General features: G+C 55.8%; 12 protein-coding genes. 10 read left to right on the forward strand and 2 right to left on the reverse strand.

The genetic code is table 11. The annotated features are described in order from the left end of the window. The first annotated feature begins 53 nt into the window (after positions 1-53). The 6 genes from B5F76_RS07990 (at position 54) to B5F76_RS08015 (ending at position 6,980) form a co-directional block, all read left to right on the forward strand. A complete protein-coding gene (locus tag B5F76_RS07990) occupies positions 54-2,087 on the forward strand; it encodes a DUF2207 family protein (RefSeq protein WP_162608758.1) in 2,034 nt (677 codons plus the stop codon). Positions 2,088-2,201: 114 nt separating this feature from the next. After that, a complete protein-coding gene (locus B5F76_RS07995) occupies positions 2,202-2,942 on the forward strand; it encodes a hypothetical protein (RefSeq protein ID WP_087353092.1) in 741 nt (246 codons plus the stop codon). Between the two features lie 22 nt (positions 2,943-2,964). Beyond that, positions 2,965-3,867 (forward strand): DUF6935 domain-containing protein, encoded by a 903-nt coding sequence (locus tag B5F76_RS08000; RefSeq protein WP_087353094.1) that lies wholly within the window; start codon positions 2,965-2,967, stop codon positions 3,865-3,867. 180 nt (positions 3,868-4,047) lie between these two features. After that, positions 4,048-5,115 carry a hypothetical protein gene (locus B5F76_RS08005; RefSeq protein ID WP_144268424.1) on the forward strand — a complete coding sequence of 356 codons (1,068 nt, stop codon included), beginning with the start codon at positions 4,048-4,050 and terminating at the stop codon, positions 5,113-5,115. A 60-nt stretch (positions 5,116-5,175) separates the two neighbouring features. After that, the gene (locus tag B5F76_RS08010) at positions 5,176-6,222 is read left to right on the forward strand and encodes a nucleoside hydrolase (RefSeq protein WP_239407000.1); all 1,047 of its coding nucleotides are present in this window, start codon (positions 5,176-5,178) and stop codon (positions 6,220-6,222) included. 95 nt (positions 6,223-6,317) lie between these two features. Further along, entirely contained in the window at positions 6,318-6,980 is a 663-nt protein-coding gene (locus tag B5F76_RS08015) for a DUF6935 domain-containing protein (protein ID WP_087353100.1), read from the forward strand. Positions 6,981-7,146: 166 nt separating this feature from the next. Here B5F76_RS08015 and B5F76_RS08020 read toward each other — a convergent pair whose 3' ends face one another. Next, complete coding sequence (locus tag B5F76_RS08020; RefSeq protein ID WP_162608759.1) at positions 7,147-8,262, reverse strand: ankyrin repeat domain-containing protein; 1,116 nt, start codon at positions 8,260-8,262, stop codon at positions 7,147-7,149. On the opposite strand from B5F76_RS08020, the gene B5F76_RS14865 reads away from it, so the two are divergent. From B5F76_RS14865 to B5F76_RS08035, 4 genes are all read left to right on the forward strand, one after another. Then, on the forward strand, positions 8,261-8,452 hold the full coding sequence (locus tag B5F76_RS14865; protein ID WP_162608760.1) for a hypothetical protein: 192 nt from the start codon (positions 8,261-8,263) through the stop codon (positions 8,450-8,452). The genes B5F76_RS08020 and B5F76_RS14865 overlap by 2 nt on opposite strands. A 149-nt stretch (positions 8,453-8,601) precedes the next feature. After that, positions 8,602-10,050, forward strand: a complete 1,449-nt coding sequence (locus B5F76_RS08025; protein ID WP_162608761.1) for a lysozyme inhibitor LprI family protein — start codon at positions 8,602-8,604, stop codon at positions 10,048-10,050. 222 nt (positions 10,051-10,272) lie between these two features. After that, a complete protein-coding gene (locus B5F76_RS08030; protein WP_087353108.1) occupies positions 10,273-11,448 on the forward strand; it encodes a hypothetical protein in 1,176 nt (391 codons plus the stop codon). Positions 11,449-11,598: 150 nt separating this feature from the next. Then, a complete protein-coding gene (locus tag B5F76_RS08035; protein ID WP_087353110.1) occupies positions 11,599-11,847 on the forward strand; it encodes a hypothetical protein in 249 nt (82 codons plus the stop codon). A 1,291-nt stretch (positions 11,848-13,138) separates the two neighbouring features. Here the strand turns inward: B5F76_RS08035 and B5F76_RS08040 are convergent. Continuing rightward, on the reverse strand, positions 13,139-13,792 hold the full coding sequence (locus tag B5F76_RS08040; RefSeq protein ID WP_087353112.1) for an IS1595 family transposase: 654 nt from the start codon (positions 13,790-13,792) through the stop codon (positions 13,139-13,141). Positions 13,793-13,990 lie beyond the last annotated feature (198 nt).

Below are 13,990 nucleotides of genomic sequence, written 5' to 3' on the forward strand. Positions count from 1 at the left end.
GCCGCGTCATACTGCTCCTTCTGCTATGGGCGGGGCTGTTCTGCCCGGCAGCAGTGGCTCTCGGGGCGGAAGTCCCCCCCCCTTCCGCCCCGTCCCCGGCCGTACCTTCCTGCTTTGTCCTCATCCAGGTGGCCCCTGATGGAGAACTGACCATCACCGAACGGCTGCGGGGCTTCGGTCCTTCCGTGGATCGTCCTCTGAGCTCCAAGGCAAAGATCTACGGCAGCCTGGCCCCCTTCGTGCAGGAATCGGACATGGAAGTGGTGTCGGCCAAGGTCGACGGCAAGCCCGTCACACCCCGCGTGGATGTGGGAGAGGAAGGAGAGAAGCTCCGTGTACACCTCAGGGCCCAGGACATGAGCCTGCCCGTACACGAGTATATCCTGACCTACAAGGCCAGGGACAGGATCCTGTTCCTCTCCGACGTGGACAGGCTGGACTGGGAGATCTGGGGCAAGCGGCAGGACACAGGCCCCCTCAAGCTCTCCTGCGCCATAGCCCTGCCCAAGGGAGCCACCGTCAGCAAGCAATGGTCCCGCCTAGGGCATGAGACCGTGGGGCACAAGCCCGTCACCCAGTGGATCAACAAGAACGGAATGGCCTTCTTCCGTGCTGAAGAGCCTATAGTGGATACGGAGCACTTCGTCGTTTCCGTGGAATGGAACAAGGGCGTCGTGGCCTCCGACGGTTCGGAAGAGATCCTTTCCACCATCAAGATCTCCATGTGGGGCCTGTTCGCCCTGCTCCTGCTCCTGTGCGGCGCGCTCTGGTCCAAGTTCGGCAAGGACCCGCGCCCTAGGGTCGCCATCCCGCTCTTCTATCCGCCGCTCGGCCCGGACGGCATGACGCTCTCTCCGGCGGCCGTGGCCTATATCCGTGAGGCGGCCCGGCTGACCTCCCGGGGCTTCTCCGCGCTCCTGCTGAACCTGGCCACCCAGAAGCTGGTGGACATGACAGGTACGGGCAGCCGCAAGGCCCCCTATGTCCTGCAGACCAGCGACGAGATCCTGAAGCGGGTCCCCGCTGACGACGCCGGCAGCGAAAGCAAGGCTACAGGGGAAGAAAGCAGCCAGCAGAAGCGCCGCATCTGGGAAGACCTTTTGAAGGCGGGCCGTGGTTTCGACCTGGCGGAACGGCTCTGCCTGCGCCGGCTCTTTCCCGCCCGTCCGCCCCAGCCTCTGGAAGTGGGCAGGAAGAGTGCCTGGCAGGTGGCCGAGGCCCGCTCCGTGGCCTATGTGGCCCTGGCCTCCCGGTACCGCGGTCTGTGGCAGCTGAACGGGCCCCTGGTCAGCCTGATGTTCACCCTTTGTTACGGGGGGGCCATCCTGGTGCAGTTTTTCCTCTGGCTCAACTTCGGCGCCGCGGACATGGCCGCCGTCCTGGCCGTCACCTGCCTGACGCTCGGCTTCACCTATGTGGTCCATCGCTGGTCACAGTATGGCATCAGCATCTGGGTCCGCTGGCAGGAGATGGGCGTCATCAACATGATCCTTCTGGGGATCTACGTCCTGCTTTGGCCTGTCATGCTGGTGTATGACGCCATCCTCGACGCAAGCATGGCGGACTTCTTCCTGTACCAGTTCATGCACAGCTGGCAGGCGGCGCGCTCCCTGCTCTGGCTGGGACTGACGGCCTATCTCTTCTGGCTGACCAGAGACATCAAGGCAGTGTTTCTCATCCCCCTGAAGATCCTGGGGTTCCTCCTGATCTTCTTTGTCGTGGGCGGTATGGTCTTCGTCGCCAACAGGTTCATGGGCAGCGGCAATCTGGCCTTTATGGGCATGCTGCTTTTACCCATGTTCTTCATGCCCCTCATGAAGCGCCCCGCTCCCAGGGCCGCCAAGATACTGGAAGAGATCGAAGGCCTGGCCATGTATCTGGGCGCCGCGGAAGCGGAGCGCCTCAATACCTTCAACCCGCCGGACCGGACGCCGGAAGAGTTCCACCGTTTCATGCCCTACGCCGTGGCGCTGGGACTGGAAAAGGCCTGGGGCGCCCAGTTCGCCACCTCGCTGGCGGACCTGCAGTTCCGTGGCGGTTCCCTGCATGTGTTGGCCGAATACGAACACCGCATGCAGGGCCGGTAGCCCTGTACGGCAGATGAGCGCGCCGGGCGGGCAGCGGATGATGCCGGTCCGGAGCAGGACAAGGGAGCATGGGGCCGTATCGCCAGTGACGCCCCCATGCTCCTCCGGAAAGACATGACACCCGCCATCCCCGGAACGGATCGCCTGACCTCGCCGGACGGATGGGCCAACAACAGATCCCGCGTGTATGCCGGGGAGTGGATGACCATGAAAAGATGCATGACGTTGCCGGCCGTGGCCCTGCTGTTCTGTTTCCTTCTGGGCGGTACAGGCGTCAGCCTGGCGGCCGACTCCGGTGAGGAACGTACCATCCCTGTCATAGAGTGGATGTGCTGGTCGTGCGGCAAACGGTATTTCACGTTCGCTCCCGACACGCTCGACGGGAAGATCGTCCAGCACAAGGACCCCAATTTCCAGCAGTCCCGATGGCTCATGCTGAAGACCAGAAGTCCCATCAAAAAGTGTGAAAAGATGTTTGATGGCTCGCACATGTTCGACAAGAAAAAAGAATTCATGACCTCCGCCTATGTCATCATGGAACAGATCGACAATTATGTGGTCATCAAGGGAGGTTCGGCCATCAAGGCAAAGATCAACCATGTCTGGTGTGTGGGATGCCAGAAAAATGCCTATGCTTTTGCCGGGGATGATCTGGATCTCTGGGACAAGGTGTCCACACGGGAGGTAACGGCGATCTTTGCCCTGAGATCCGGCACCAAGATCGGAGCCTGTGAAAAGCTGCGGCTCCCCGCCGGAGAGGCCCTCAAGCCCCATATCTTTGCCCAGAAGGGGGCCGTTTCCATGTCGTCGGATGCCATCGCCCAGTATCTCGGCTCCTTCCTGTGCTCGAACTAACAGCCATCCTTAAGGAAGAATCATGAGGACAGCTTCTCTTTTCCGCACCATCGCCCTGCTCCTGCTCAGTGCGGGCATCTGCCTGGCGTCCTGCGCCCTTTCCGTCGCGCCCGGCCACGCGGCCCCGTCGCAGGGCCTTCCCTCGAACTATGCGGACTTCAAGGAACGCTGCCGTAGGGCCGCCGTTACCCCTGAAGGTGCCGTCAAAATGTATTTCGACGCGGTCTTCTGCTACCTGGACCCGGCCCGCCGGGCGGAAGCCTCCAAGATGCTGCGCTACATCATGCACACGGATGCCAACTGGGAAGGGAACCAGCGGCATGTCACCTTCCTGCGCCGCCTGAAGGATCCCTCCCTGCACTATATCTTCAGGAGCTTCGCGGCGGGGACCAGCCCCGAGAACGGTTACCGCATGTCTCCCGATGCTTACCGGCTGGTCTTTACCAGAAAGGACCGGCAGCAGGATTATACCCGCGTGTTCCTGCGTTCGTCCGGGGCCGACTCGGACCGCCGGGTCTGGGTCAAGCAGTATCCTGACGGATTCTGGTACGTCATCAACAATGCGGACACGTACGCCAAGGTCCGTGACCCTGCGGTCTCTGGCATGGGCAACAGCCATGATGCCGATTTCGACGTCACCGCGCCGGCGCCCCAAGCCCCGCCTGCGGAAGTCTCCGCTCCTGTGGCAACACGACCGGAACCTGCGGAAAGCGTTGCTCCACCGGAGGCACAGCCGCAGTCTTCGGAACGTTCCGCTGCGCCGGCACGACCGGCACCTGCAGAGACTGCCGGCCCTTCGGCAGCACAGCCGCAGCCTGCGGAAAATGCCTCTTCTGCGACGGTACAGCCACAGTCCGTGGAAGCTACCTTGCCTCCGGTGGCCCCGCCTGCGGAAGGCGGCGAGGCGGAGATGTCCACCTGGTAGCATGGGCAAAAGGAGATAACGATGAAGAAGACCTGGCTCGTCCCGTGCTGCGCGCTGGGCATGCTCCTGTACGCGGGCACGGCCCACGCCGCTTTCTGGCAGATCCTGCGGGATACCCCCGTACGCGCCGATGCGACCGTTGGTGCCAAAGTTCTGGGTACGGCCAAAAAGGGCTGGATCGTGAGTGACATGACCGGGGATGGTTCCAGCCCGCAGTGGATCAGGATGGTGGAGTTCCAGACGAAGTCTGGCGAAGGCATGGCCTATGCCCACTTTCTGTACAAGGTCCCGGATGCCTACATCAGCGCCGCGGACGTGGTGCAGGTGGCTGACGGGGACGGGACTCCCCTGCAGCAGGCCGGGGCCGCATCCACCGCAACTGCTGTGGCGGCACAGGGCGTGCGCGTGGAGCGCATGGTCGCGCCCCAGGTCACGGCTATGGCCTGCAACGGCGCCGTGGACGAAGCCGCCCTGAAAACGGCCCTGGATGCCTGGATAGAGGCATGCAATGTCGTCCTCGGCAGACTGGAAAGCATGGCGCCCGACGAGGCGGCCAGGGGGATGCTGGCCTGGACAGATGAGGCCCCCTTTGATCCCGCGAGCATCGGGGACATGGACAAAAGCATGGAGGCTCTCCTTGGCCGTTGGATGAGTGCCCGGTACGGCCATCCCCAGACCCCGCTGGGCGCCGATGACCAGAAGGTGCTGGCCCTGTTAGCCGCGTATGGACTGGTCCCGCAGATGGCCGAAGGCATCACCTTCTTCGCGGCCGACGTGAGCGCCCTGCGCAAGAGGGTCAGCTTCGAGCCTCCGGTGGCCGCCTATAGCGACTATATGTCCCTGCGGGACAGCCAGCCGTCCGTCCTGTTCACTGATGGCGGTTGCCGCTATCCCGTGAAGGAGATGGGCACCTGGGCCGTGCAGTGGGAACGCTACCTGAACACGGTGCCTGCCGACAGCGTGTATTTCAAAGAAGGCAAAAAGCGGTACCTGGAATTCATGACCCACATCCTGTTCAGCGACCTGCCCAACACGCCGGCCTTCCCTCGCTACAACAGGAACAGGATGGAAAAGACGTGGATGGCGGCGTTGCAGAGCGTGGCTCTGGAGAACCCCGGTACACAAACGTCCACCCTGATCACGGAATTCCTTGGCAAGATCAAGGCCAACGACAACAGGCTTTCCGCCGCATATGGAGAAGCCCTTTGGAACAAGATGCGCTCACCGTCCTTTCCCCGGACGAAATAGGCAAGGAGGACAAAGATGAGGATCCTTACCCATATGATGTTGGGCATGGCCATGCTGTGCATGCTCTGCGTAACCAGTGTCCAGGCGGCCCAGCAGAAAGAAAAGGTCCTGCTGGATACGGATATGGTCGAAATGTTCGATGACGGGGTCGCCCTCATCATGCTGGCCAATGCGCCGGGCATCGACCTGCTGGGCGTGACCTGCGTCACCGGCAACAGCTGGGTACAGGAGGGCGTGGCCTACAGCCTGCGCCATCTGGAGATCGAAGGACGCAACATCCCTGTGGTGGAGGGCATGCGCTACCCCCTGCGCCCGCAGCGGCACGAGCTTTTCGAGATGGAGCGTACCCAGTTCGGCATGGGGCATGACGCCTGGCTGGGCTCGCTGGGCCGTCCGGAACCCGCCAGCTGGCAGGACTTCTATAAGCAGCAGTACGGCAGGGAAGCGCAGTTCGAGCCGCTGAACACGCATGCCGTCAATTTCATCATCGACACCATCCGGGCCAATCCCCATGAAGTGACCATCGCCGCCATCGGTCCCTGCACGAACCTGGCCGCCGCCATCCGCATGGCTCCGGACATCGTGCCCCTGGTCAAGCGCGTGGTCTACATGGGCGGCAGCTTCTTCCAGCCCGGCAACGTGACCCCGGCGGCGGAATTCAACTGGTGGATAGACCCCGAAGCCGCCCAGATCACCGTGCGCTCCCCCTTCAAGGAGCAGATCGTGTTCGGTCTGGACGTGTGCGAAAAGGTGGTCTTCCGCAAGGCCCATTATGACCGTTTTCTTGCCAGCCTTGGCAAGAGCCCCCAGGCCGATATCCTGAAGAAGACCTTTGTGGGGCAGACCTTCGCCAAGGACGCCAACTTCACCCACTTCGTCTGGGACGTGCTGGTGGCTGCCGCCATCATCGATCCCGGCATCATCACTGCGGAAAAGACATGCGCCATCGACGTCAACACCCAGTACGGCCTGTCCTACGGGCAGTCCCTGGCTTTCCCAAAGTTCGCCGCCTCCGGCTGCGCCAAGGCCCGTATCGTGACTGATATCGATCAGGAACGTTTCTGGAACATGGTCAACGACAAGACGTACTGGAAGTCCGCCCGCTGATGCTCCTCCCCATGGTCAGGCAGGCGAAGCCCTCTGTGACAGTTCCATAACATCCCTCACGCCCACCAACGCGATAGTCCTGGAGGAATGAAGACATGAAAAAGCCCCTCTTCGCCTGTCTGGCCTTACTTTGCGGTATGCTCCTGTGCGCATGCGTCCCCACGCTTCCCCATTCGTCCAGGTATGCCGCGCTTCTCGATCCCCTCATGAACAGCGGCAGGACGACATCCATTGACGCCCCGGCGGGACTGCCCGCGAACTTCAGCGAGTTCAAGTCGCGTTGCCAGTCCGTTGCCCGGAGCCCTGAGGGCGCTGTCAAAATGTATTTTGACGCCGTCTTCTGCTACCTCGAGCCCGGTCGCCGGACGGAAGCCTCCAAGATGCTGCGCTACATCATGCACGCTGATGCCGGCTGGGAAAGCAGCCAGAGGTACGTGACCTTCGCACGCCGTCTGAAGGACCCCGCCAGCCACTACATCTTCAGGAGTTTCGCCGCGGGAACGAGTCCCGAAAACGGCTACCGCATGTCGCCCGAAAATTACTCGCTGGTCTTTTCCGGCACATCCCAGGAAGCCGACTATGTCCGGGTCTTCCTGATCTCGTCCGGCTCCGACAGCCGCCGCATCGTCTGGGTCAAGCAGTACCAGGACGGGCTCTGGTACGTCATCAACAACGCGGACACCTATCTGAAGGTACGCGACCCTGCCAGCTCCCGTCCTGACAACAGTCATGATGCGGATTATGACAACAGGCGATGAAACAGGAGGCGATATCACGGCATGTCCTTCCTGACGGATCATGTCCCATGATATCGCCTCTGCGTTTCCTCTGTGCTGATGGATGGTTACCCTGCCCTCCGGCATCGATGGCAGCGGGAGAACAAGGCCCAAGATGTTTTCCCCGGAAAGCCGCATGGCTTCCAGCTCAGTCCTGCAGGATCTCCGCCAGACCGTTCCGCTTCAGCCAGGATATGCGCCCTGCGGGCAGACCGTCCCCGGCCCGGTTGCCGTCCATGTCGCACAGGCCCGGGTCCGCGCCCTGCTGCAGCAGCAGGCGAATGACCTTCGCATCAGGGCTGACGTTGCGCACGGCGAACATCAGGGGACTGTACGCACCGAAGTCCTTCCCGGTCTGCCCATTGACGGGCAATCCCACGGACAGCAGGAAGCGGATGGACTCGGGACTGCCCTGCCCCGAACAGGCCACATGCAGGGCATTGGACAGGCTGTCATCGACCGCCCGTACGTCAGCCCCCCGCTCCGCCAGCAGGCGCAGCAGGCCCAGGCCATCCGCCCGGCGCGCCGCGAACAGGAAGGCCGAGCAGCCGACCCCGTTGCGCATGTCCACATCGGCACCATGACGGACAAGGGTTTCCGCCACAGAAGGATTGGCGTTGGCCCGGCAGGCCAGCATCAGGGCGCTGTCACCCAGCATGGACGAACGGCTGTTCACATCAAGCCCCTGGCGCAGCAGAAAGCTGATCATCTCCGGGTTCCTGTTATGCTCGGCCGCCAGCAAAAGCGCATTGTCCCCCAGTCGGGCGTCGCCCCCCGGCAGAACTTGTCGGGGGTTGGCCCCGGCCTTCACCAGGGCTTCCAGAACGGCCGGATTAGGGCAGAGTGCCGCAGCCCACAAAAAGGCGGTAAAGCCATTGGGCATGGTGGAATCCGCCTTGCCTCCGGCCTGTAATGCGGCCTCCAGTTGACTGAGGGGTGCCTGGGTGGCAAGCAGGCGCGCCAGTGTCAGGGCCGGATCGGCCAGGCCGGGACCGGGGCGGGCTCCGTGCCGCAGCAAGAGCTCCACCATGCCCGGTGCGCTGAACGCATTTCCATGCGCCAGCGCCATATCCAGGGGGGTATGGCCATGGCTGTCCGTCACATCGAGCCTGACGCCCGACTGCAATGCCTCTTGCAACGCGGAGGGATCGTTCTCAAGGATGGCGGCCATGATGGCGGATCCTTCGCCACTCCAGGCCGGGCAACTCCAGAAAGACAGGCTGAAAAGCAGCACCATTCCAAACGTCATAAATCTTTTTTGCATGGGAACCTCCATTGGTCGGGAGCGACATGGCAAGAGTATGGCCCACCACCCCGAAGAACGCATCCTTGCCAAAATGACGTCGCAAAAAAGTTTTCATGCGGCTTGCAACGCCTTTCTCATTGTCGTGATGAGATCATCTTTTTTCAATGATGAGACATTAAAAAAACGGGACAACTCATCATCAGGATGATGCAAAAAAAAGACGCCTTGCTAAAGTTGAGGCAGGTAAAAAAATTTTGCTCCAGTCTACCGAACAAGAGCATGTCGAAGGCTATCTCGTTTGACGTACTGTCATTACCGCTTCGCTGGAAACAGAGAACAAGCATAATGGAGGACAATATGAAACTCGGGAAATGGGCACTGTGTCTTTGTTTGTTGGGAAGTCTGTTCTTGCAGTCGCACGCCCTAGCACAAGCAAGCCCGGCAAGCAAAGGCAAGGCATCTGTTTTTTCTTTTGAGAATACTCGCCTCGGAGGCTTTTATCAGGATGATAAGAATGGTCCCCTATGGCTTGCCGCTGATATGCTGGACGGTTCCCCAGCTTTTGCTCAGCTTTTGCAGCAAAATCAAAAAGACACTTCCCGTGGATTGCAGCTCGCCTCTTCTTGGAGAGCCATGCCTCGTCCCGTCCAGTCCTATCTCGGTGATCCCACACCTGTGCATCAGCATCTGACCCAAAAGGGGGTAGAGAATCCCCAGCCCCAGCTGGAGCAGGCCTATAGAGTGGATCTGGACGGGGATGGACAGGAAGAGCTGCTTATTGTGTCCCAGAATATGGTACCGGCACGGAGTCAGGGGGTGAGCTGGCAACTCGATGTTCCGCTTTTTGCGAAAAATCCTGCCCTCCCGCAAAATCCCCAAAAAGGTCAGCATTCCGTGGTCATGCTGCATGATGCCAACGGCTGGCATCTGCTGACCCAATATGTGGCTCTGAAGGACGTTGAGGCAACATGGGCCGCTCCCCGTGTCCACAAGATTCTGAACTTCGCGGATCTGGACGGGGATGGCAGCATGGAAATCCTTATGGCGGAGTATACGGCTGAATCCGTCGGCTATGCTGTATACCACTATACCTTTATTCAGGATACCAATCGGGACTTCATCACGAGGAGTACACTGAGACAGTTTTTTGCCGTGACACCCAATGAAGTGGCCCAGTTCCACATCAGTGGACGGCTGATCAGGCCTGTCAGCTATGAAGACGCCTACGGTTATCAGCTGCAGCTGGAGAACGGCATTATTCTTGATGTGGCCATGGGGCAGAACGTCCTGCCTGAATTTGCGGAAGCCACCCCCAATTGTCTCGTGGAGATGGACTGTACGCTAGCGCACTGGTCGGACGGCAAAACTTCCTCGTATGACTATTTCTATGTGCCGAATTCTGGTAAAATTGTGGCTCCGGCTGACATTTTGGTGGGGCAGGAGGGACCTGTGGCACAAACGTCCTCCACGCTCATCAACACAGTGGAAGAATTGGCCCCCGGCTTCAAGACCTGCGTCTCGCACAGCTCTTCTACTCTGGAAATGCGTGAGTGCAACGCCAATGCCATCAAGTATTGGCAAAACAGACTGGACAAAGAACTGAGTCACGCCAGAATGATGTGCGGGCAAGCCGATCGGCCTGATTCCTGCCTGGAACGCCTGAACAAATCGCAGGAAGCCTGGCAGAACTATGTGGATATGATGGCGGCTTACTACGAAGAAGTAAACGGCGGCAGCGTGGGGGTGCTTGAGCAGGGGTATTTTCGGGCTGAAGCCATCAAGGCTCAGGTCCGTATTCTTGAATAATCAGGAATTCTATTTATAAAAATGGTTTACATCCTTACTAGTCTTTTGTGTCTGTTTAATCTCTATGCAAGATCAAAGAACAGCCCACAATCAATATAGAAAACTTTACGATAAGATCAATGAACATCCTTGCAAGTGATGAATCATATATATAACGACTAGAGAACTTGGCATTGAATAATGCATCTACATTCATGACTGTCTATGTAGCAGGAGGTTTCTATGCGGTTCTTCATCCTCTTTATACTATGCCTTTTTACGTATAGTCAGGCTGCAGCCGTTGAAGTGGCAAGCTCAAAAAGCGAGCTACAGGAAATGGGGATCGAAATTCAGCTTCTGAGCAGCATTGAAGGTCTGCCGTCCTGCAAAATCGGGGGAGCCTTTAATGCGGATATCGGCAAGTGGCTGCGCCTTGTGCGTGATGGAGAAGCTTTTGCACAAACCTGTGTGTATGAAGATTGGAATATTTCTCTCACGCAGACCAGCGGCCTTTCCTTCTATCAGGTGGAGTCTTCTCAAGATGGCAAAAAGCTGCTCTCCCTGCTCTCTGACCAGGGCACAACGCTGCATATTTTCCATACCAGCGGCCCCGGCCTGAAGGAGCACCGCCCGCTGGACGGAAAACTACTTTTTCTCTGGGAAGACGAAAACGGCTATTCCTACGAAACTCTTGTGGGAAAAAACGAAATTCATACCAGTAGCGAGGCGATCGGGGAACATCACTGGACGGATCTCAGGCTGGAAGAGGTGGAATACCTAGGTCTAAATGGAAAGGGAATGGCGCTTATCGGATACGGACATCTGTTTCGGACAAGGGATGGGCAGGTGCTGGACTTAATGGGCAATTGCTTTGGGGGGTCAAACGAACAGTGCTGGCATTGGCTGAAAAGCTTCCAAAACAAGCCGCTCCGTATCCTGTGGGGAGAGTTTGCCTTTGGTGCGGGAGGAGGCTCCACCCTTTACGAGGCCATGCCCGGCTTGGCCGAGGTCGCCGGAGCCGCCCCACACTACAGCAACAACCGCTTCGGTTTTTCTCTCTCCTGGCTGCCGGGGAATTACAACGTACTGGAAGCCGATAACGGAGACGGCGTAACGGTGCGTGACAATAAAGGCTTCACCATGCTTGCCTATGGAACTTATGGCTATATGGTCATGGGACAGAAAATGGAGGATGTGCTGATCGAACTCTCTCACGGGCTGGATGTTACCTACAGACGAATCAACGACGAAAAGGGCTGGTTTGTAGTCTCAGGCTTTGCGGGTGAGGATATTGTCTATATCAAGTGCTTTTTAAGAAATGATGCAGCCTGTATTGTCCGCATGAGCTACCCGAAGCATAAGGCAGAATTCTACGCCCCCCAAGTGGAAAAAGTGATGCAGAGCTTCAGATTCAACTAGAGTACAGTCTAAAAATGTCTGAGGCTGTTTTTGCCATGAGGACATTACTGATGTCATATTGCTTTCGATTTTTATCTATGCTGCACCCCCTCACTGCAAGCGAAAAAAGTGAAGAAAAGTTGCACTCGTTCTCATTCCAGTCCGGCGGGTATGGAACGCCCCAGAACCATCCATATCTGGCGGGATGATAATAGACAGATACTGCTGGACGTGGAGGGAGATAAAAACTACCGCACCAGAGTAGATAGAAAAGTTTTGGAAGCCTTTACCAACCTTGTACGTCAGCATCCTTTAGCCGCTTGGAACAATTTCAAGGATCAACCCTGCCACGCCTGGCTTGAAAAGAGAGAGCGGGAAAGTTTTAGCCTTGTCATCATTTGGGAATCTGGAAAAAATTGACATCCACGGAACCAAGCTCAGACCTGAGGGGTTTAGGGTCTTCAAAAACGATGTTCTGTCACCATGGGATAAGGCCGTGTATCGCTTTCCTTGACAGCCCCCACTGCAAATCAATTCAGAACATCTTGAGCTTTTTGAGTTCATAGAAAGGACATCCCCCGATGAACACAGCTGGCTCATGTTTTCCACCCAGCAACTAGGGCAATATGTCTCCGGCATGATCTGCCGGGGGAACACATCCGCTAGCAATCGCAGCTATTATAAGGCAGAGCCCTCTTTCTTGAAGAACTCAATTCTCTTGTAAAAGAAAATAAACTCCTTTTATAGTATGACATTAATATTAAAAAATGCTCACATAGATCAACTTATACCATATGTAAATATTCATATACGACACGAATATTTTCATAAACAAAATATAAATTATACTATATACGATGACATAGATATATTTTCCTCTCCTAAATATCAACGATATTATATCTATATTCGTAGAAAATTATTAATATGCTTTAAGGCATAAACATAGCGTGAAATATCGCTATAAAACTATAGGAGGTTGACAATGTCAAAATTTTTCTACACCGTTATAATCATCTCATTTATGTCATTAATAATTTTTCCACAGTATTTATTTGCAAATAATAACACATCAGATAATATATATTGTGAAATTATATCTTGTGGACAGAAATACTCTATCAATAACACTTAAATAGTTATAGAAAAAAATGATAACATTACAATTTACACCTTGAAAAGAGGAAATAAGACCTCCCTTTTTGATGAAGTAATGCTACTTACCGTTGCCGAGGTATTGCCCGGTGTAGCCCAAGTCTATGGAATTACAAAAAATGGATGTAATTCTCGTTGGGGTGAAGCTAAGTTCAACGGCAAATGTTGGGTCGGCTCTGATTTTCAAATTTGTTTCACCAAGGAGTAATCAGGCTGTTTGCTTCTTCCTTGTTAGAAAATGGATAGTAGAATAGGGAGCACCAGCACAACACAGGTTTGAGGCCTTATCTGACTGGGGCAAAGGAGGTACAATATCACTTTCCCCATTATTTTCTTTTCAATATCCAATCCAACACGGCAACTTTCACCCAAGCCCCGCCTCCTTGTTTCCGGACACCGAGCTGGTAGCTGGCGGTACTTCGATACCGTTAAGCGTAAGGCTCCTTTGAGAGGCGGGGCTATCCCAAGTAGGGCTATAAGAGCTTCATGACTCGATCAATTTTTCGGTGTGTACTGCAATTTCAACGAAAAAAACAGGGGGCTTTCCTAGCTAAGCCTAGTGGTTAGCTTGTTTTACCCAATAAGTTAGCTGAGTTAGAAGCTCTTTGTGATTGCCTCCATTGAAGCGCCATTCGCATTCCTTGAGGAAACAGTAAAGGTGTTCAGGCTTGATACCGTTAAAGCGACGTAAGTGTCTTTTGGCCTGATTCCAGAAGTTTTCTATTCCATTGATATGATTATGTTGTTCCGCAAACTTCTGGGAATGATTGATGCGGTGATGATGAAATCCGTTGATATCCAGAGCGTTGTAAGCTGAAAATGTATCCGTATAGACTATACTGTCAGGTTCCATCTGTCCCTTGATGATGGGGAGAAGTGTTTCAGTGCGGGCATCAGGAATGATTACCGTGTAGACTCTGCCATTTCTCTTCAGCAGACCAAAAACGGCTATTTTTCCGGCAGCTCCCCGACCTCTTTTACCTTTTCTTACACCTCCAAAATAACTCTCATCGGCTTCTATTTCACCGGACAGCCGATAACTGGGGAGATGTGAAGCAATAAGACGGCGCAAACGCATGAAATAGGATGTGGCTGTGTTACGGTTTACTCCTGCCATCTCTCCGGCAGCCCTTGCCGTGGTACCAGCCACAAAAAATTTTATGAGTTCGGACTGTTGCCGATTATTTAGTCTGCTGCGTCTTTCATACATGGCGTTATCCGAGCTCTTTTTTCTTAGCTAGGACAGCCCCATTTTTTAAGTAAATTTTGCCCCTTCCTCCATAATAGGTGTGCGGAACGCATGTCATTCATGCTTCCGTATTTTTTTAGGCTCTCCTACCCATTTATATAATTTGGCCACTGCCCACTCAATTTTTTTGATGGTATCCAGAAGTTATACCCATCTTTT

It is taken from the genome of Desulfovibrio sp. An276 (genome assembly GCF_002159665.1).
Taxonomy (GTDB): Bacteria; Desulfobacterota; Desulfovibrionia; order Desulfovibrionales; family Desulfovibrionaceae; genus Desulfovibrio; species Desulfovibrio faecigallinarum.

Bases quoted from the DNA above. Each gene is read 5' to 3' on its own strand.
- B5F76_RS08030 (WP_087353108.1), top strand. From the start codon at position 10,273: ATGCGGTTCTTCATCCTCTTTATACTATGCCTTTTTACGTATAGTCAG.
- B5F76_RS08025 (WP_162608761.1), top strand. From the start codon at position 8,602: ATGAAACTCGGGAAATGGGCACTGTGTCTTTGTTTGTTGGGAAGTCTG.
- B5F76_RS08000 (WP_087353094.1), top strand. From the start codon at position 2,965: ATGAGGACAGCTTCTCTTTTCCGCACCATCGCCCTGCTCCTGCTCAGT.
- B5F76_RS14865 (WP_162608760.1), top strand. From the start codon at position 8,261: ATGGGAACCTCCATTGGTCGGGAGCGACATGGCAAGAGTATGGCCCAC.
- B5F76_RS08040 (WP_087353112.1), bottom strand. From the start codon at position 13,792: ATGTATGAAAGACGCAGCAGACTAAATAATCGGCAACAGTCCGAACTC.
- B5F76_RS08035 (WP_087353110.1), top strand. From the start codon at position 11,599: ATGGAACGCCCCAGAACCATCCATATCTGGCGGGATGATAATAGACAG.
- B5F76_RS08020 (WP_162608759.1), bottom strand. From the start codon at position 8,262: ATGCAAAAAAGATTTATGACGTTTGGAATGGTGCTGCTTTTCAGCCTG.
- B5F76_RS07995 (WP_087353092.1), top strand. From the start codon at position 2,202: ATGACACCCGCCATCCCCGGAACGGATCGCCTGACCTCGCCGGACGGA.
- B5F76_RS08010 (WP_239407000.1), top strand. From the start codon at position 5,176: ATGCTCTGCGTAACCAGTGTCCAGGCGGCCCAGCAGAAAGAAAAGGTC.
- B5F76_RS08015 (WP_087353100.1), top strand. From the start codon at position 6,318: ATGAAAAAGCCCCTCTTCGCCTGTCTGGCCTTACTTTGCGGTATGCTC.